The organism is Pseudomonas sp. B21-059, from assembly GCF_026016285.1.
GTDB classification, from domain to species: domain Bacteria; phylum Pseudomonadota; class Gammaproteobacteria; order Pseudomonadales; family Pseudomonadaceae; genus Aquipseudomonas; species Aquipseudomonas danubii.
Genome location: NZ_CP087201.1, coordinates 4,839,470 through 4,859,086 on the forward strand (window position 1 = coordinate 4,839,470; position 19,617 = coordinate 4,859,086).

Annotated in this window: 17 protein-coding genes; all 17 read right to left on the reverse strand. The window is 46.7% G+C overall.

The window, feature by feature from the left end; translation table 11 throughout:
• Positions 1–113: 113 nt before the first annotated feature.
• The 17 genes from LOY69_RS21205 to LOY69_RS21285 all read right to left on the reverse strand — a co-directional run bounded on the left by LOY69_RS21205 (position 114) and on the right by LOY69_RS21285 (position 19,617).
• Positions 114–443, reverse strand: coding sequence for a ComEA family DNA-binding protein (locus LOY69_RS21205; protein ID WP_110653117.1), 330 nt, complete (start codon positions 441–443; stop codon positions 114–116).
• Positions 444–554: 111 nt separating this feature from the next.
• Positions 555–2,549: a polysaccharide biosynthesis protein gene (locus tag LOY69_RS21210; protein ID WP_265073561.1), complete on the reverse strand. Its 1,995-nt coding sequence runs from the start codon at positions 2,547–2,549 to the stop codon at positions 555–557.
• A gap of 84 nt (positions 2,550–2,633) precedes the next feature.
• Positions 2,634–3,650, reverse strand: coding sequence for an MraY family glycosyltransferase (locus LOY69_RS21215; protein ID WP_102880465.1), 1,017 nt, complete (start codon positions 3,648–3,650; stop codon positions 2,634–2,636).
• Between the two features lie 415 nt (positions 3,651–4,065).
• A complete protein-coding gene (locus tag LOY69_RS21220) occupies positions 4,066–5,010 on the reverse strand; it encodes a UDP-glucose 4-epimerase family protein (RefSeq protein WP_102880466.1) in 945 nt (314 codons plus the stop codon).
• Positions 5,010–5,777 carry a glycosyltransferase family 2 protein gene (locus LOY69_RS21225; RefSeq protein ID WP_102880467.1) on the reverse strand — a complete coding sequence of 256 codons (768 nt, stop codon included), beginning with the start codon at positions 5,775–5,777 and terminating at the stop codon, positions 5,010–5,012. Before LOY69_RS21225 ends, LOY69_RS21220 begins: the two co-directional genes overlap by 1 nt.
• A 9-nt stretch (positions 5,778–5,786) precedes the next feature.
• Positions 5,787–7,196, reverse strand: a complete 1,410-nt coding sequence (locus LOY69_RS21230) for a mannose-1-phosphate guanylyltransferase/mannose-6-phosphate isomerase (protein WP_102880468.1) — start codon at positions 7,194–7,196, stop codon at positions 5,787–5,789.
• A 39-nt stretch (positions 7,197–7,235) separates the two neighbouring features.
• Positions 7,236–8,321 (reverse strand): glycosyltransferase, encoded by a 1,086-nt coding sequence (locus LOY69_RS21235; protein ID WP_265073562.1) that lies wholly within the window; start codon positions 8,319–8,321, stop codon positions 7,236–7,238.
• Between the two features lie 6 nt (positions 8,322–8,327).
• Positions 8,328–9,482: a glycosyltransferase family 4 protein gene (locus LOY69_RS21240; RefSeq protein WP_102880470.1), complete on the reverse strand. Its 1,155-nt coding sequence runs from the start codon at positions 9,480–9,482 to the stop codon at positions 8,328–8,330.
• Positions 9,479–10,669, reverse strand: a complete 1,191-nt coding sequence (locus LOY69_RS21245; protein ID WP_265073563.1) for a glycosyltransferase — start codon at positions 10,667–10,669, stop codon at positions 9,479–9,481. Before LOY69_RS21245 ends, LOY69_RS21240 begins: the two co-directional genes overlap by 4 nt.
• Positions 10,666–11,157, reverse strand: a complete 492-nt coding sequence (locus LOY69_RS21250) for a DapH/DapD/GlmU-related protein (protein ID WP_265073564.1) — start codon at positions 11,155–11,157, stop codon at positions 10,666–10,668. Before LOY69_RS21250 ends, LOY69_RS21245 begins: the two co-directional genes overlap by 4 nt.
• A gap of 130 nt (positions 11,158–11,287) precedes the next feature.
• Entirely contained in the window at positions 11,288–12,265 is a 978-nt protein-coding gene (gene fcl / locus LOY69_RS21255) for a GDP-L-fucose synthase (RefSeq protein ID WP_102880473.1), read from the reverse strand.
• A 1-nt stretch (position 12,266) separates the two neighbouring features.
• Positions 12,267–13,391, reverse strand: a complete 1,125-nt coding sequence (gene gmd / locus LOY69_RS21260; RefSeq protein WP_102860854.1) for a GDP-mannose 4,6-dehydratase — start codon at positions 13,389–13,391, stop codon at positions 12,267–12,269.
• Positions 13,392–13,990: 599 nt separating this feature from the next.
• Positions 13,991–14,281, reverse strand: coding sequence for an integration host factor subunit beta (gene ihfB / locus LOY69_RS21265; protein WP_102860853.1), 291 nt, complete (start codon positions 14,279–14,281; stop codon positions 13,991–13,993).
• 146 nt (positions 14,282–14,427) lie between these two features.
• Positions 14,428–14,709, reverse strand: a complete 282-nt coding sequence (locus tag LOY69_RS21270; RefSeq protein ID WP_102880474.1) for a hypothetical protein — start codon at positions 14,707–14,709, stop codon at positions 14,428–14,430.
• A 198-nt stretch (positions 14,710–14,907) separates the two neighbouring features.
• Entirely contained in the window at positions 14,908–16,602 is a 1,695-nt protein-coding gene (gene rpsA / locus LOY69_RS21275) for a 30S ribosomal protein S1 (RefSeq protein ID WP_007931318.1), read from the reverse strand.
• A 121-nt stretch (positions 16,603–16,723) separates the two neighbouring features.
• Entirely contained in the window at positions 16,724–17,413 is a 690-nt protein-coding gene (cmk, locus tag LOY69_RS21280) for a (d)CMP kinase (RefSeq protein WP_011062580.1), read from the reverse strand.
• The gene (locus LOY69_RS21285) at positions 17,410–19,617 is read right to left on the reverse strand and encodes a bifunctional prephenate dehydrogenase/3-phosphoshikimate 1-carboxyvinyltransferase (protein WP_110594606.1); all 2,208 of its coding nucleotides are present in this window, start codon (positions 19,615–19,617) and stop codon (positions 17,410–17,412) included. The genes cmk and LOY69_RS21285 overlap by 4 nt, the downstream gene beginning before the upstream one ends.

Consider the following 19,617-nt stretch of genomic DNA (forward strand, 5'->3'; position numbering starts at 1 on the left):
TTGCAGCACCATGAAAAAATTGCCCGTTGATAGAGATTCATGGCTAGGCACCAAATCCGCCCGAAATACAGAAGGCCGGTCACTGACCGACCTTCGATTGCTACTTGATCAAATCAGTTGACGACGAGCTTGTCTCGATTGCGCTCCAGGATAGTCTTGCCGATACCCTTGACCTCAAGCAGTTCATCCACCGAAGCAAAGGGACCATTCTCTTCACGATAAGCGACAATCGCCTTGGCCTTGGCCTCGCCAATTCCAAATAGCTCGCGCTGCAGGACAGCCATATCGGCGGTATTGAGGTTGATTTTGCTGACTTGAGGCATTGCCTGCTCCACTGCCTCAGGAGCAACAGTCTGCGCCTTGACAGCAGGCGCTGCTTGAGCTGCAAGCGAAAGGCTGGCTAGAACGGCAAAGATCAGCGAGGAGAGATAAGAGTTACGCATAGTGACGCTCCATGACATCGAGTAAGGAAAGCAGCTTTTCCGAAGCTGCCTTCCAAACCTAGGTGATGCCGCAGGCAAGTCAAAAGCAGGAGGGTTACCGGTTGTGTAGATTCAAGGTTTGAGACGCCGCTGTTGATAAACCCAGTCGACGATTTCACCGTCCGGGGTATAACCACTCACCGTCTCACGAAGCAGTTGTCGAACTCTTGCATAATCATCTGACTCAAGGGCTGCAAGGAGTTCGCTGAGTTTGACCTTGAGCACATCCCAAGACAGATGATCCTCATTGGCGCTCATGATCATTGGGTGTTGAGTCGCCACCACGTTGTCGCCAATCAGCAACTCTTCGTAAAGCTTTTCACCAGGACGAAGGCCGGTAAACTCGATAGCGATATCACCATGAGGATTTTTTTCCGAGCGGATGCTCAGCCCGGAGAGATGAATCATCTTTTCCGCCAACTCGACGATTTTCACCGGCTCACCCATATCCAGCACAAAAACATCACCGCCCTGCCCCATCGATCCAGCCTGGATAACCAGCTGAGCAGCTTCCGGAATAGTCATGAAATAGCGCGTAATCTTCGGATGAGTGACCGTCAGCGGACCACCTGATTTGATCTGTTTGCGAAACAGTGGAATGACTGAGCCTGAAGAGCCCAATACATTACCGAAACGCACCATGGTGAAACGGGTTTTATTTACCCTTGAAATATTTGAAGAGTCATTGAATAACACTGGCGCGACTTCTTTGCTCAACGCCTGCAGAGTAAGTTCCGCTAAACGCTTGGTACTGCCCATTACGTTAGTTGGGCGAACAGCCTTATCAGTAGAAATCAGTACAAAATTAGCCACACCGGATTGCAAAGCGGCCTGCGCCGTGTTGAGCGTACCCATCACATTATTAAGTACACCTTCAGCAATATTATGCTCTACCATCGGTACATGCTTATAAGCAGCAGCATGATAAACCGTCTCGACACTCCAGGTTTTCATGACAGACAACAGCTTTTCGTAATTACGCACGGAGCCTAGAATAGGGAGCAATTTTACAATACGAGCCTCCCGCGACACACGCTGTTCAAGTTCAGACAAAATACTGTAGAGATTGAACTCGCTATGATCGAGCAGAATCAGAGCGGTGGGGCCCAAGGACAAAATCTGTCGACAAAGCTCAGATCCAATAGATCCGCCGGCACCTGTCACCAGAATAGTTTTCCCTTTTATACAGTGCGCCAATAAATCGCCTTGAGCAGGTACAGAGTCACGCCCAAGCAAGTCCGCAATGTCTACTTCTTGAATATCATCAACCTTCACTCGCCCACTGGCCAAATCCATAAAGCCAGGAACACTCCGAACATGAAGGGGAAAGTCCTCAAGAAAACCAAGAATCTCTCTACGACGACTACGAGTAGATGAGGGAATCGCTAGAAGTATTTCTTCTGCTCCCGTTTCGTCTATCATCTGTTGCAAGTGCTTGGGCTTGTATACCTGCAAACCAGCAATCATCCGATCAGCAATACTGTCGTCATCATCGATAAATGCAACTGGACGCATGAAACGTCCCAATCGTAGCGCTGCAACTAGCTGATTACCTGCCGAACCAGCGCCATAGATAGCTACCTTGGGTAAACCATCATCCCGGTTGGTGAATGGTACGTGCTGTGCGGTCGTGAACCAATCACCGAGAAAATATTGGCGCATAGCCAATCTTAAACCACCAATCATCACTAGACTCAACCACCAGTAGTTGAACACGATTGAACGTGGAACCACGACCTGGTGATTGCTATAAAGATAAACAACCAATGAAAGAATCAAAGCAGATAAAGTTACCGCCTTTACAATCGTAATAAGAGCATCATTACCAAAGTAACGCATTACGGCCCGATACATTCCAAACCGAACAAATAGAGGAATAGCAATTATCGGTGCACTTACGAATAGCCAAAGATGAAGAAAAAAAAGGTTATCTAACTCTTCAAACCCCAGCCTAACAACGAAAGCCATCCACAACGCAGCCCACACCAGAAAAACGTCAACAACCACCTGGAGCACACGTTTTTTTCTACGAGAACGACTCAATAAAAATGACCGTATCTTTTCCATATCTTAACTTCACCTCACTCCCTCAAAAACCAGCCCAAGAATAATGCACAACAAAAATCAACCATCTAGAAGGCACACATCAAGTCAACTGGATTTCTCTGTAGCTCCCGCATTAAATTTTACGGCAAGAAAAACCAAAGGAAAATAAGCAATCACAAGACCCAATATTCCATCCAGCCCGAATACACCTACGCATATGGCAATAGGTAGTAACCAAAGAGTATTTATAGTAGCAATAGCAAGAGTAACGGGTAAATGACCTTTAAAATGACGAGATGCATATTGATAAGCGTGACTACGGTGCGCTTCGTAGATCTTATCTCCACGAATAAAACGGCGGAGCAGCGTGAACGTCGCATCTACAATAAAAACGCCGAGCAGAATTAGCCAAACCCATATTAGATGAGGGGATACCAATGCTGCCTGAAGAGACAGAATCCCAAGAATCAATCCCAAGAAACCACTGCCTGCATCCCCCATGAAAATACGTGCAGGAGGGAAGTTCCAGTACAGAAACCCTGATACAGCAGCAATTAACAATAAAGGAGTCGAAACGAGCTCGTTTTCTCCACTCAACCAATAAACCAAGCAAGCGCCAATACAAACACTCACTGCCTCAACACTGGCAATCCCGTCAATTCCGTCCATGAAGTTATAGAGATTAAGCAACCAGACAAGATAGACGGCAGCCAATAAATATCCTACCCACCCCAGATCAAGAACAACGCCAAATACATCAACGGAGGGGACCACCTGCAGCCAACACAAGGCCCAACCCGCCCCAGAAAAATGGGCAAGTAATCTCCATCTGGCAGCGATATGCCCATGATCATCAAGGAATCCAACCATGGCAATCAGCGTTCCGGCGCCTACCAAACTTATAACGCTAGGCCAAGCCGCAAAGCCTTCCAAAGCTAGTAGAGGCAGAGCTGCCAGATAACTCACGACAATAGCCACCCCACCACCGCGAGGTGTTGGCAACAAATGAGAACTTCGCTCATTAGGTATGTCGATCAAACTGCGAGCAATAGCATATCTACGTAGAGATCCGGTCAAAAGCAGCGAACAGACGAGAACCGCCACAAAAAAAACAACAATCATGAGTTTCCCCGAAACATTACCAATACCTGATAAAGCTACATCGATGGCCAGGAGTGGTCTTTGATTTTACACGACTAGACAAAAATGGCGAAACCTATACCAGCGACCAATGAGCTAAAAAACGTTTTGAGCACTATAGCCTCAAAAAACAACTCACAAAAAATCGATATTCAGCGACTAATACTCCTAAGACAGCCAACTTCAAGATCAAGTAAACCGTCTGTAACGCGTTATCTTACTCGCATAAAACCAAAAAAAGCAGATATTGACTATCTTCAACCATCCTCAAAAAAAAACAAAAATATGACTAAAAAATAAAAAAACAAACCCCACCATTAAAACTCATAAATCCATTAGTAGCGATAGAAGCAACTCCACGTAAAAGCACTTAATTCAAGTTCTACGACTGATTTAATTATTTTCTACGCTTGAACCCATCAACCGTTTTTCTCAATGCCTCGTCAACCCCAATCACCGGTTGCCATCCAAGAACCTTCCTAGTTTTTTCGACATCAACTTGCAAAGAACCAAGAAGACGCTGAGCCTGAGACTTTTTACCAAGAACCTGAAAAATCGCACGTAGTAAAAACGTAGGAACTGGCAGCAACCAAGTATTACGCCCCAAAGCCCTTCCAACACGTTGAAAAAGCTGAGTCGCAGTTAAATCTTCATCATCACTGACAAGAAATACTTGATTAGATGCATCAGGGTGATTCATACAAGTAAAAATCAAATCAACCAAATTATCCAATGCAACAAAACTACGTTTATTCACCAGCCTGCCAAAAGGTAATGGAACTCCGCGATCTAACCAGGAGATCATATTATAAAAGTTAGCTTTTACTCCATCACCATAAACTAAAACAGGCCTGATAATCACAACATCCATTTCTGAATCAGCGGCTATCTCCAGTAAACCCTGTTCCGCCTCAAGCTTCGAGATTCCATAATAATCAGAAGGCGCAGGCTCGTCATCGGCACGAAATGGTCGATCGGAGCTTGTAACTTCACCATTGACCTTGATTGAACTTAAAAAAATAAATCTTTTAACTCCACTCGCCAATGCCTCCCGCGCCAAATTTAATGTCCACTCGGTATTCACCTTACGGTATTCGGACAAAGCATTGGGCGAATACTCATCAATTACATGAACCCTTGCAGCAGCATGGATGACAACGTCAACACCAAGCAGCGAGACGTTTTCAGTTTCTAAATTAACGACATCATGTACAGCACATTGCAAAGGAGAACTAGATTTACGAACAGCGGCGGTAACTTTAATATCATTAAGTGAAACTAAGCGCTGTAAAACTGCCCCTCCGACAAAACCACTTGCCCCAGTTAGAAACACATGCATCATTACTTCATACTCCTAGGCTTACGGAACAACTCATAAAGTTTGAAGGGGAGCTTTAAAAGCACCATAAATATATTCGTATACAAACCATTATTCCTACAAGCAGTCACTATCTCTAAATTAAGCCTCAAACTACTCTTAAACCCAGAAGTACTAACACCGCCCGAGCGCATACGCACAAGGACTTTATTAATATATAAATACTTCAACCCATGTACATAAAGCTGACGAACGAACATTTCGTAGTCAGCAGCAATTTTGTATTTAAGCGAATAAGCACCAACCTTTTCATATGCAGACTTACGAATAAAAGTAGCAGGATGAGGAGGCATCCAGCCAAAACGCAGTCGCCATACAGAAAATCTATTAGCACGATAAAACCGCGTAACTTTCTTTAGATCGGACGGTTCAACAAAAACAACATCGCCAAAAACAATATCAACTTCTGGTTTTTTATCAAATGCACCAACCACATAAGACAATATGCTTTCACTTTCGTAAAAATCGTCTGAATTCAATATCCCTACGATATCGCCAGTAGCTAAAGCAACACCTTTGTTCATCGCATCGTAGATCCCGTTATCTTTTTCTGTTACAAAAGTACTTATTTTATCTCCGTAAGATTTGACTATATCGATAGTTCCATCATTAGAACCACCATCCACAACTATATATTCAACATCGACATAATCTTGAGACAAAACCGACTCAATAGTATCCTTAATAGTAGAAGAACTATTATAACAAACGGTAACAATAGAGACTTTCAAGCACACCTCTTAGACACGGCCATACAAATCTTCAAACCTTACAATATCATCCTCCCCAAGATAGGAACCAGACTGTACCTCAATCAGCTCTAATGGAATTACACCTGGATTTTCAAGAGTATGCATTTGCCCTATAGGGATATAAGTAGATTGATTTTCTGCAACTAGATAAACTTTATCACCATTAGTAACTTTTGCTGTACCACTAACAACAACCCAATGCTCCGCTCGATGATGATGCATTTGCAATGACAATTTAGCACCGGGATTAACCGTAATACGCTTGACCTGATAGCGAGCACCATTGTCTATAGAATCATAGACACCCCAAGGTCGATATACTTCCCGATGATTCTTATATTCGGAACGACCAGAGGACTTTAGTTTTTCAACAATTTTCTTTACTTCTTGAACATGCTCTTTATGAGCAATCAGAACCGCGTCCTTGGTCTCTACAACGATTAGATTATCGACTCCAACAGTACTAACCAAACGACTTCCAGAATAGATATAGTTATTAGTAGAGCCTTCTACTATTACATCACCACGGCAAATATTTCCCTGAGAATCCTTATCTCCTACATCCCATAATGCGGCCCAAGAACCAATATCACTCCAGCCAGCATCCATTGGCACAACGACTGCATCTTTCGTTTTTTCCATCACCGCATAGTCAATCGACTCATCTGGACATTTTTCAAACTCCTCACGTCCCACCCGAGTGAAATTCATGTCCTGCTCCCCCTTGCACAAAGCTTCACGACAAGCGCTCAGGATGTCAGGGCGGAAATGCTCTAGCTCACACAAATAACGGCTGGCACGAAACATGAACATGCCGCTATTCCAGAGATAACAGCCACTCTCCAAATACGAGTTAGCCAATTCCTGAGGTGGTTTCTCGACAAATCGGGCCACTTCAAAACCACCACTTTCTAAGCCTGCACCCTTCTGGATGTAACCATAGCCTGTTTCAGGATGAGTAGGGTTAATGCCAAAGGTAACCAACTTTCCATCAATAGCTAATGGCAGTGCTTTATGAATACAGGATTGAAAGGCTACAACATCATTAATTAAATGATCAGCCGCCAAAACAAGCAATATAGGATCTTGACCATTCAAACATTCTTGAATTGCAACTAACGCAACTGCAGGTGCGGTATTTCGACCAGCGGGTTCCAATAGAATATTAAACTTTTCTAGACCTTGTTGCCTTAACTGTTCGGCTGCTAGAAAACGGTGATCTTCATTACAAATCACGCGTGGCGAAGCCGTTTCCAAACCGCTCAAGCGAGCGATAGTCGCTTGCAACATGGACATTTCAGCATCTGCCAAACACAGGAACTGCTTAGGATTTAGCTGGCGGGAGAGCGGCCATAGACGAGAGCCCGAACCACCTGCCATAATTATCGGAACTAACATAGATTTTCTCTTCAACTAAATTAAAATCATAGCAGTGATTTATTTTTCAACAGCAATTTCTAGAATTCTTCGCCCAACAGACTCCCAATCTTTTGGAATCATCTTCAATTGCTCGCTCCAATCGGGCCAATACCCAGTAGATAGCTTTCTATGTAACTCATCAACTGCACATCTCAAAGACTCGACATCATCAACCACAAAATATATAGCCTGATCTCCACACAGGGCTCTGGCGTATTCAAGATCGGGACAAACTATAGGAATGCCAATAAACATCGCTTCAACAAGCGGAAAACCATAGCTTTCATCTTTAGACAAAAACAAAAGAGCATCAGCAAGATTATAAGAGTCTAACATTCTCTGCGACGATAGCCGCCCACAGCAATGAATCCAGGAAATATCCTTAGCAGGGTGAGCCTCTTGCTCAATGGTTAACTCAAGGCTCTCGACTGGCCACTGTGATGCACTATTAGCTTGTATACTATCCAGTAGTTTATGATTTTTATGTGGATAGTCGGCAGCTGGATAAAACAAACGTAACGGAGCATCAGTTGCCACGACTCGTCCCCCACGCACTATTCCTGCGTTAAGAAGCCAGTTAGGTACAGGTTGAGATACAACATGTACTCGTGCTCGTAACGAAGGATAAGATTTAATAAGAGCATCACGCATTTGCGCTGTCTGGACTATAAATGCTTGTGCATATCTTGTGTTAAGAGAAAATATCCACCGAAAAACCAAAAACTTTAGACTTGATTTATTCCAACTAATCTTATCAGGAACTAACAAGTGCGAATTTTGCACAAAAACTGTTTGTTTTGCACTACAACGAATAGGCAGATCCCCCATAACCAAAAGAGGAGTGTCTCCACCAAAGCGTCTACCGAAGAATACACATTCCAAAAAACGAGAAATCGAATTCGGGAGATACCTTCTATAGTAGAATTTATTTATTGAGTTATCATCGACCACATACTCAGAAAGCTCTCCAACACTTGGAAGATAGAGTTCCTTAAGTCTGATACTCTCACATTGCTCAAGTGCTGGTAGCAACGACTTGAGCAATTGCACTGCCCCCAATCCCGCAATATTTGTTAGATGTAAACGAACGCTCTTTACGCTCATAAAAAACTACTCCAAATACCAGGGCGAAGAAACTTCTTTTCGCTTTAAACCCTTTACCTGCATTATAGACAGCATGTAACCTGCAGCAACATCAGGTTGAATTGCGATAGCCGCGACATTTGTAGCAGAGGTTAGCTCTTGAGAGAGCTGTGAGTCCTGTAAAAAAACCTCAAGCGTTTTTTTTAATGAATGAGGTTCTTGAATATTAAAAATCATACCAGCAGTAAAACGCTCTAAAATAACACTTGCTCCAACCTGATCACTACAAATTACAGGAACGCCAGCGCATATAGCCTCATTCACGACAACTCCCCAGCCATCGTGCCTACTCGGCAGTACCAAAACATCATATCGTGCAATCACTTCTTGAGCGGAGCCAAAAGGAATTACTCCACAGTACCTAACCGTCACACCATCAATATTGTAAAGTCGTGGCTCCCCTGAACCATAGACATCAAGCACAACACGATCACCTAAGCTGCTAACAGCATCTATTAGCAAGTCCAACCCTTTCCTTGCAATCAAGGCTCCCACAAAAACAATTCGAAGTTTTTCATTCTTTGAATATACCCCTGACGGCCCTGGAGAATCAGACTTCAATGAAGGTATAAAATAGCCAAATGGAAATACTTTATCACTAGAGATACCGGCTTTAGTGTATTGAATAATTGCTTTTTTTGATATTGCAAACACCCCTGAAACCCAACGATTAAGCACTAAAGCATAAAGCCTGTAGATATAAGGTCGTGCTCTAGCTTTAATATTTGCAATAGCAAACTTATCTTCAGAAAAATAGCCAAGAGAAATAGGTGAGTATGGTTCGGACACGAGATAAAATTCGACCTTGAACCAAATTGCCAGTAACAAACAGTAAATCATCTTAATACTTTGGAAGGCACTTCCAAATATATGAACATCCCTTTGATGCTCACGCATATGCCTGTAACAATATTGCATCCATTTTTTTTGTGGGATTAATCTTCTATCTATAGACCCGACTTGAGTATCAAGCCAACCTTGAGAACGACGAGTACTATCCTCAAGTGTCAAGACATAAGCTAACAAAGGAGACTTTGCTTGTTGGGAAAGCTCCTCATAAGTATAAGCCTGATGATCAGTCAAAACTGGTTGCCAAGTGATGAAAGAACGGGGTTGAGTCATGATATCTCCCCAGTAATGAAATCAAGGACCGCCTGACCAGCCGACAAAGGTGAACAACGCTCAAGGACAATCAAGCTACCTTTCTCAGCACAACTTCGGCCTAAATCCGTGTCATCGACAACCAGCTTCAATATATCTGCTAGCTCTTTCGGATCATTTGATCCTAAGTATAAGGCACCCTCCCCCAAAACTTTACGGACATCACTGATATCCGTACTAATCACCAATAGCCCAGCTTCCGCAAACTCAATGACCTTTGATGGAAAAGTTGTGTCGGCCATCTCGCCGCCGATAGGTTTCAATGCCAGACCAGCACAGCATCGCTCAAGGATTTCTATATATTCAAGATTAGTTGTACGGCCATGAACCGTAACTTTAGGAAAACCGTCTTCTAACGCTAGCTGCTTAAGAGCATCTAACCCTTCACCTTTACCGGTAACTTGAAAGGACAGCTTTTTAACCCAGAGCTCCTCACTTCTACGAAGCATACGAACAGTATCAATTAGTAAATTTACGCCCGTATCCGCGCTAAGAGTTCCCCCCATCAAAATATGACGTTCAGGCTCCAACCATGAATTATAATACTTAACTTTAGGAGTTGAGACAGAACCATAGTAGCAATGAATAGGTCGAATAGCCGTTCTACTGGCCAAAGCGCTACAAGCAAGAAGAGCCCCATTCGAACAGTACCGATCATAAACCCACACCAAGAAGCGATTCCATCGAACTTTTATTACAGCTTGCTTTGCATTGAAATTTTCACCATCTTCTAAGTCCAAGAAACGTCTATAACCCGTAAAAACAGAAGTAAAAAGAAGAGGCAGATAGGCACTCATCCTATTATAAAAAACAATTGACCTTGAGGGGCTTTTTGAAAGACGAAACAACATTCCAATCAATGAGAATAGAGAAAGCACTTGAGAAAAAAAACGGACATGAGAGAAAGAAGAATAAATAACGGATATACCATTAACTCTCTTAGCCTTACGGCCGTAATATTTAAGTGTCCCATTAGTACTACCTCGACCCAAGCTCAAAACATAGGGCCTCGCTCCGGCGGTACGCAGTGCCTGACACAGCATAAATACTTTACGAGATGCTGCAGGACTGTCGCTACCAATGCCCCTTTCGGTACGAGTTGCATCATCCAATGCATTACAAACTATGAGCACAACTGGTTTTTTCACTGCAATTGCCTCTTTACAATGGAGGGGACACCCGCAACTAATGTATTTTTAGGAACATCGCGAACCACAACTGAACCAGCAGCGATAATGGCCCCATCGCCAATTGTCACACCACCAAGAATCAAACTTTTTGCCCCAATCCAACAACCATTGCCTACTAATATTGGACGAGCAACACCCTGACCAGCTCGTCGAGCTTCACCACCAATGGAATGGCTTCCTAAAACAAACTCTACGCCTGGCCCAATATCACAATCAGAACCTAATCTTATTTCAGCTTCTATGTTAGTATGAAAAACAACACCTGGACTCAACCAGGTTCTCTCTGCAATACTTAAAGAACCTCGACCATATATCCAGCCGCGGCCACAAAATTTCACTCCTCTCGCAAGATTCACACCGGCAATACGCCACAGTAAGTATCGTAGGCCAAAAAAACGAGAAGGAGGTAATATAGAAAGAACTAAATTTATTAAATGCCTCAGCATAATACTCAACTCATCTAAAATGAGCACCTTGGATAATAATACAAAGAAACAAAAAACTGACCACCCCTACTCTCGCTCTGCAAGAATATGCGGTGGTCGAATTACACATAACTAACAGACTGATTGTTAATCAGCTTGAGCGAGCTTTAAGCCCATTTTCTGAAAACCATTCATACGCTTCACGCAACCCTGATCTCAAGTTGATACTTGACTTCCAGCCTAAAAGTTCAATACGTGAAACATCCATTAGCTTTCGAGGAGCCCCATCAGGTTTAGTGGCATCAAATATCACCCTACCTTTAAATCCAGTAACCTGAGAAATTGTCTCTGCCAACTCTCGAATAGTACAGTCTTCGCCAGTTCCAACATTAATGTGTGAGAGCATGGGCTGAGTGTGCCGCTCATAAACATCTCGCGACAGCTCCATAACATAGACTGACGCGCTGGCCATATCGTCGACATGTAGAAATTCACGCTTCGGCGAGCCACTCCCCCAAATAACCACTTCATCCTTATTATACAAAACAGCCTCGTGAAAGCGACGAAGTAACGCAGGTATCACATGAGAATTATCTGGATGATAATTATCATTAGGACCATACAAATTAGTCGGCATTACACTTCTATAGTCTCGACCATATTGACGGTTATAACTTTCACACAACTTGATTCCAGCAATCTTCGCAATCGCATAGGGCTCATTTGTTGGCTCCAACTTCCCCTGCAACAAATCACTTTCAGCCATTGGCTGAGGAGCTGCTACAGGATAAATGCAAGAGGACCCCAAAAAGAGCAATTTCTGCACACCATTCATATGCGCAGAGTTAATCACATTAGTCTGCATTACCAAGTTTTCATAAATGAATTCTGCGGGATAGGTATTATTCGCATGAATACCCCCTACTTTCGCCGCAGCCATGTAAACTTGTTTAATTTTATTTTTAGAAAAAAAAGCTTCAACAGCCCGCTGATCAAGAAGATTTAATTCGTTTCTATCTCGAGTGATTAGATTTTTATAACCCAGACTTTGCAACCGGCGCATTATGGCGGAGCCAACCATCCCATTATGACCAGCAATAAATATGCCGTCTTCCTGATAATTAGTCATATCAGTTCTCCAAAGAAACAGGCAGATCGTAACCATGTTTCTTCAGCAGCGCATGTCGTTTGGCTACCTTAAGATCTTCACAGATCATCTCAGCACACATTTCTTGAGCTGTAATTTCTGGAGTCCAGCCTAACTTCACTTTAGCTTTAGTAGGATCACCTAACAATGTTTCCACTTCGGCAGGACGGAAGTAGCGCGGATCGATACGCACAATCACGTCGCCCGGCTTCAACGACGGAGCGCTATCCCCCACGATAGACTCAATGAAGCCTTTTTCTTCTAGGCCACTTCCCTCAAAACGAATTTTTATTCCTAGCTCGGCGGCAGACCATAAAATAAAATCACGAACAGAATATTGCACACCAGTAGCTATTACAAAATCTTCAGGCTTATCTTGCTGAAGCATCATCCATTGCATGCGTACGTAATCTTTGGCATGCCCCCAGTCACGAAGTGCATCCATATTCCCCATATACAAACACTGCTCGAGACCTTGAGCAATATTGGCTAATCCCCGAGTAATTTTTCGAGTAACAAAGGTTTCACCGCGACGTGGCGATTCATGATTAAAAAGAATTCCGTTACAGGCATACATTCCATATGCCTCTCTGTAGTTTACAACAATCCAGTAAGCATATAGTTTTGCAACAGCATATGGGGACCGTGGATAAAATGGAGTTGTTTCACGCTGCGGAACCTCCTGAACTAGCCCATAAAGCTCCGAGGTTGAAGCTTGATAAAAACGGGTTTTTTTCTCCAGCCCCAATAAACGGATTGCCTCTAAGATACGCAGCGTCCCCATTGCATCAACATCCGCAGTATATTCAGGAGACTCAAAACTTACAGCAACATGGGACTGAGCCCCTAAGTTGTAGACCTCATCAGGTTTAACTTCTTGAATGATCCGGGTCAGATTTGAAGAATCAGTTAAATCACCATAATGCAAAATAAAACGCTGATCATCAACATGTGGATCTTGATAAATATGATCTACTCTTTGGGTATTAAAGGAAGAAGCACGACGCTTGATACCGTGGACCTCATAACCCTTTTCCAGCAGAAACTCTGCCAGGTATGATCCGTCCTGCCCCGTAATACCAGTAATCAATGCTTTTTTAGCTGTCATTTCCACTTCCTAAATCTATAGTTCTGATATTGCAAAAAAAATCACAAACAAAAAAAAATGTCAACAGAAGATAATTATCCGAAAAAACAAAGAAAGGCATAATGGCGCAACTGAAAGCCCTTGACAGATACGAAGATGAGCCTGCACATTTTCATCACCAACAGAATCTCTTCGACTAACAATGCTTGGGTATATACCATGTAACATCATTGTATTTTGATGCCAGTTTTACACTCTTGCAATATCGAAACGTCTAAGAGCGCATACTCATCTAAAAAACAAGCAGAACCCTAGCAATAGGAGCCGTACAATTCCAGCGTTATTTTGCACCTAGGATAGGCAACCTTCATACAAGGATGCTATTAGAGGCTACTGCTGACCAAATCAACTAGCGATGATCTGAAAACTCAAAATATAAAGCATGTGGGTGGGCAATCTAGCAAAAACCACTGAATACTTCGGCAAAAAAATTACCCCCCCCCCCCCAAAAAAAATAAAATTTCTCACGAAGAAGAAATTCACTCTGGCATACTTATCTACTCCAATTTCAAATCAGCACCATCATGCATTTACGGCACCCGAATAAAAAATGAAGACCATTAGATAATATCATCCTCATTGACTCTATCCCTTAATTCCTTACCCGGCTTAAAGTGAGGCACAAACTTCCCATCCAAACTAACAGATTGACCTGTTTTAGGATTACGCCCAACACGCGGAGCACGGTAATGAAGGGAAAAACTACCAAACCCTCGAATCTCTATTCGATCCCCAGTAGCCAGACACTGAGACATTTGCTCAAGCATAGTCTTGATAGCCAACTCGACATCCTTGGATGACAGCAGCCCTTGATGGGTGACAATTCGTTCGATCAACTCCGACTTCGTCATATTTTTCCCTTCTTTTTCAAGCAGCTAGGTCAGTGCTCAAAAGGTTTTAGCATGCTCTGAAGGTTTTGAACAGCCCAAGAACTGCGTAGATAACACAAACTCCTTTTGCCAGCGATAGAGACGCAGAGATGTAAACTCAGGCCTTTCTATCGACACATCACGAGCATCGTACGCGTGAGGTACCCCGCCGGGTTCCAGCCGAAGGGATAATCCCCCTCCTCGTCCTTGGCGTCGCTCGACTTAGTGATGATTTTGTAACCACCAGCCTTACATTCGCTCGCAGCACGCCTGTAGCACTGCCCCCAATCCGCTCCCAAACCTGAACAATCGATCTCAATACCACTGACCCCACGAACAGCATGAGTCTTTACATTGGTCGTACAACCAACCAACAAAAGAACCAAAACAATCATAACCAGCCTGCTCATGCTCTTCCTTATAGCAGCCCCTGCTGCTCGAATGATGCGCATCCAAGGCAAAGCCTAGCTCCGAATATGCAGCCGACCACCTAAGAAAGAGACAGCTCACGGTACGTGTTGGTTTCCCTTGCGGAGAACTCTCAAACTAACGATTTTGGAGCAAAAAAAAGAGCGACCGAAGTCGCCCTTTTTATGGTCTGACAGAACTTAGTTCTGCTTTTCCATCTGTGCACGCAGCAAGTCACCCAGAGTGGTAGGACCAGCAGCGATATCCGAAGCAGCTGGCTTGTCGCGCAGGCTCTGGATAGCTTCTTTCTCGTCTTCAACGTCTTTCGACTTGATCGAGAGCTGGATTACACGGCTCTTACGGTCAACACTGATGATCTTGGCTTCAACTTCTTCGCCTTCTTTCAGAACGTTACGCGCATCTTCGATGCGGTCGCGGCTGATTTCGGAGGCTTTCAGAGTAGCTTCGATATCATTAGCCAGGGTGATGATGGCGCCTTTGGCGTCAACTTCTTTTACAACACCCTTAACGATTGCGCCTTTGTCGTTCTCTTGAACGTACTCGGAGAACGGATCGCTTTCCAGTTGCTTAATACCCAGGGAGATACGCTCGCGCTCTGGGTCAACCGACAGGATAACGGTGTCCAGCTCGTCGCCCTTCTTGAAGCGACGTACGGCTTCTTCGCCCACTTCGTTCCAGGAGATGTCGGACAGGTGAACCAGACCGTCGATGCCGCCGTCCAGACCAATGAAGATACCGAAATCGGTGATCGACTTGATGGTGCCGGAGATCTTATCGCCCTTGTTGAACTGGCCAGAGAAGTCTTCCCATGGGTTGGACTTGCACTGCTTGATGCCGAGGGAGATACGACGACGCTCTTCGTCGATGTCCAGAACCATAACTTCCACTTCGTCGCCGACTTGTACGACTTTCGAAGGATGGATGTTCTTGTTGGTCCAGTCCATTTCCGAAACGTGCACCAGGCCTTCCACGCCTTCTTCCAGCTCAGCGAAGCAGCCGTAGTCGGTCAGGTTGGTTACACGAGCGGTAACGCGGGTGCTTTCTGGGTAACGAGCCTTGATAGCAACCCATGGATCTTCGCCCAGTTGCTTCAGGCCCAGGGAAACACGATTGCGTTCGCGATCGTACTTCAGAACCTTGACATCGATCTCGTCGCCAACGTTGACGATTTCGGAAGGATGCTTGATACGCTTCCAAGCCATGTCAGTGATGTGCAGCAGGCCATCGACGCCGCCCAGATCAACGAATGCGCCGTAGTCAGTGAGGTTCTTGACGATACCTTTGACTTGCTGACCTTCCTGCAGGGATTCCAACAGAGCTTCACGCTCAGCGGAGTTCTCGGCTTCGAGGACGCTACGACGGGAAACGACAACGTTGTTGCGTTTCTGGTCGAGTTTGATGACTTTAAACTCGAGCTCTTTGCCTTCCAGGTGCGTGGTGTCGCGCACTGGACGGACGTCAACCAGAGAACCTGGCAGGAACGCACGGATGCCGTTAACGTCGACTGTGAAGCCGCCTTTAACCTTACCGTTGATAACGCCCTTGACCACTTCTTCGGCTGCGAAGGCTGCTTCCAGAACGATCCAGCATTCAGCGCGCTTGGCTTTTTCACGGGAGAGCTTGGTTTCACCGAAACCGTCTTCAACCGAATCCAGAGCAACGTGAACTTCATCACCAACATTGATGGACAGTTCGCCAGCATCGTTGTAGAACTGCTCAAGCGGGATCAGTGCCTCAGACTTCAGACCAGCGTGAACGGTTACCCAACGCGCTTGGTAGTCGATGTCGACGATAACACCGGTGATGATGGAGCCTGCCTGAAGGTTCAGGGTTTTTAGGCTTTCTTCAAAGAGTTCCGCAAAGCTTTCGCTCATTTTAATTCCTGTTGATAAGGGCGAAGAATACGCCCATCTGCCACATCCCAGACAATGTGGGTTACGTTCATATAAAAGAAAGATCGCAGGACTATGACTGGTCCCCCGCGACCCTCCTTGTTCACCCGGCGATATCGCGGATGGCGATCTCACTCAAGATGCGTTGCAACACCTGATCGATGGACAACTCCGTGGAATCCAGCTGTATGGCGTCGGCCGCCGGCTTGAGCGGGGCTACCGCTCGCTGGGTGTCGCGCTCGTCGCGCGCACGTATCTCATCTAGCAGACTCGACAGACTAACACCATCGACTTTTCCCTTCAACTGCAAGTAGCGCCGACGGGCACGCTCCTCGGCACTGGCAGTCAGGAAAATCTTCAATGGCGCATCAGGAAACACCACAGTGCCCATGTCGCGACCATCCGCAACCAGGCCCGGCGGCTCTTGGAATGCACGCTGACGCTGTAACAAGGCATCACGCACAGCCGGCAGCGCTGCCACTTGAGACGCCCAGGCTCCAACCTGCTCATTGCGCAGGTCGTCGGTCACATCATCGCCCTCGAGGATGATCCGCTGTGGATGATTTTCAGTGGCACCGAGAAACTGCACATCCAGATGAGCCGCCAACAACTTCAGCGACTCTTCGTTAGTCAGGTCAACGCCATGATTGCGTGCGGCGAAAGCCAGCAGCCGGTAAAGAGCCCCGGAGTCCAGCAGGCACCAACCCAGATGCTTGGCCAGCTTGCCAGCAATGGTGCCTTTACCTGAACCACTTGGCCCATCAATGGTGATCACGGGCGCCTTGATATTCACGACTGAGCCTCTTGCGCGACACGAATCCCCACCTGCGCGCACAACGCAAGAAAGTTCGGGAACGAGGTAGCAACGTTCGCACAGTCGTGGATACGAATCGGCGCATTGGCACGCAACGAAGCAACGCTGAATGCCATGGCGATACGGTGATCACCATGACCATGCACTTCACCGCCCCCAATCTGGCCACCCTCAATAATGATGCCGTCAGGAGTCGGCTCACACTTGACTCCCAAGGTCAGCAAGCCATCAGCCATTACCTGGATACGATCGGACTCCTTGACCCGCAGCTCTTCCGCGCCACGCAGCACAGTACGCCCTTCGGCGCAGGCGGCAGCCACGAATAGCACAGGGAATTCGTCGATCGCCAATGGCACCAACTCTTCAGGAATCTCGATCCCCTTGAGCTTGGCAGCACGCACATGCAAATCGGCAACCGGCTCACCGCCGACTTCGCGCTGGTTTTCCAGACGAATATCAGCGCCCATGAGGCGCAGGATATCTATCACGCCAGTACGGGTCGGGTTGATTCCCACATGCTCCAGCACCAACTCAGAGCCTTCGGCGATGGAAGCAGCTACCAGAAAGAACGCCGCAGAAGAAATGTCTGCAGGGACTTCGATATGAGTTGCCTTGAGCTTACCGCCCGACTCAACCGATGCAGTTGCACCGTCAACACTCACCGGGTAGCCAAAACCACGCAGCATACGTTCAGTATGGTCGCGGGTCGGTGCTGGCTCTGTGACTGTGGTCTTCCCCTCAGCATACAAGCCAGCCAACAGCAGACAGGACTTAACCTGGGCACTGGCCATTGGCAAGGTGTAGGTCAGCCCTTTGAGCTTGTGACCACCACGAATCACCATTGGCGGGCGACCTTCGGCCGCTGTCTCGATCACCGCACCCATTTCCCGCAGCGGGTTGGCCACGCGATTCATCGGACGCTTGGACAGCGAGGGGTCCCCCGTGAGGGTGCTGTCGAAGCTCTGCGCAGCCAGCAGACCGGAGAGCAGGCGCATCGAAGTGCCGGAGTTACCCAGATAGATCGGGCCCGGCGCTGGCTTCAAGCCATGCAGACCAACACCATGAATAGTCACACGCCCATGGTGCGGACCTTCGATGACCACCCCCATATCGCGGAAGGCCTGCAGCGTCGCCAGAGCATCCTCACCCTCGAGAAACCCCTCGACTTCGGTGGTGCCCTCAGCCAGGGAGCCAAGCATGATCGAACGGTGGGAAATCGATTTGTCGCCCGGTACACGAATCCGCCCAGACAGGCGGCCACCAGGATTTGCCAGGAAAATCAGATCGTTGGAGTTCATAGCGTCCACATAGGCCCGGCGGGCCAGGATTTTACCGAAATGCTCGCGGGCAACCCGGGCGCGAGTGAATACGCCCAACAACTGATGCCCGTCCCCTGCATTGACCGCGTCGCGCAAGGCGTCGAGATCGTTGCGAAATGTATCGAGTGTGCGCAGAACTGCTTCGCGGTTGGCGAGGAAGATGTCGTGCCACATGACCGGGTCGCTGCCGGCGATTCTCGTGAAATCGCGGAACCCGCCCGCAGCGTAACGGAAGATGTCGAGATTTTCACTGCGCTTGGCCAGGGAGTCGACCAGACCAAATGCCAGTAAGTGCGGCAGGTGACTGGTCGCTGCCAGAACTTCGTCGTGGCGCTCGACCTGCATGTGCTCGACATCAGCCCCCAACTCACGCCAAAGCTTGTCGACCAGATCCAGCGCGGCAGGATCGGTTTGCTCCAGAGGCGTCAGGATCACTTTGTGACGACGAAACAACTGCGCATTGGAGGCTTCGACGCCACTCTGCTCGGAGCCAGCAATAGGATGCCCCGGGACGAACCGAGCTGGCATACCCGCAAAGGCCGCCTGCGCCGCACGCACCACATTACCCTTGGCACTGCCAACATCGGTCAGCACCGCCGACCCCAAATCCATGCGGGCCAACAGTGCGAGCAGTTTTTCCATGGCCAGGATCGGTACCGCGAGTTGAATCACATCGGCCCCCTGGCAAGCCAGAGCCAAGTCCTCCTCACAGCGATCCACCACCCCCAGCTCAACCGCCAACTGACGGGACTGCGGGTCCAGATCGACACCGACCACTTCGCGACATACACCACTTTCGCGCAACCCCTTGGCAAAGGAGCCACCAATCAACCCCAGGCCGATCACCACCAGGCGACCGATCAT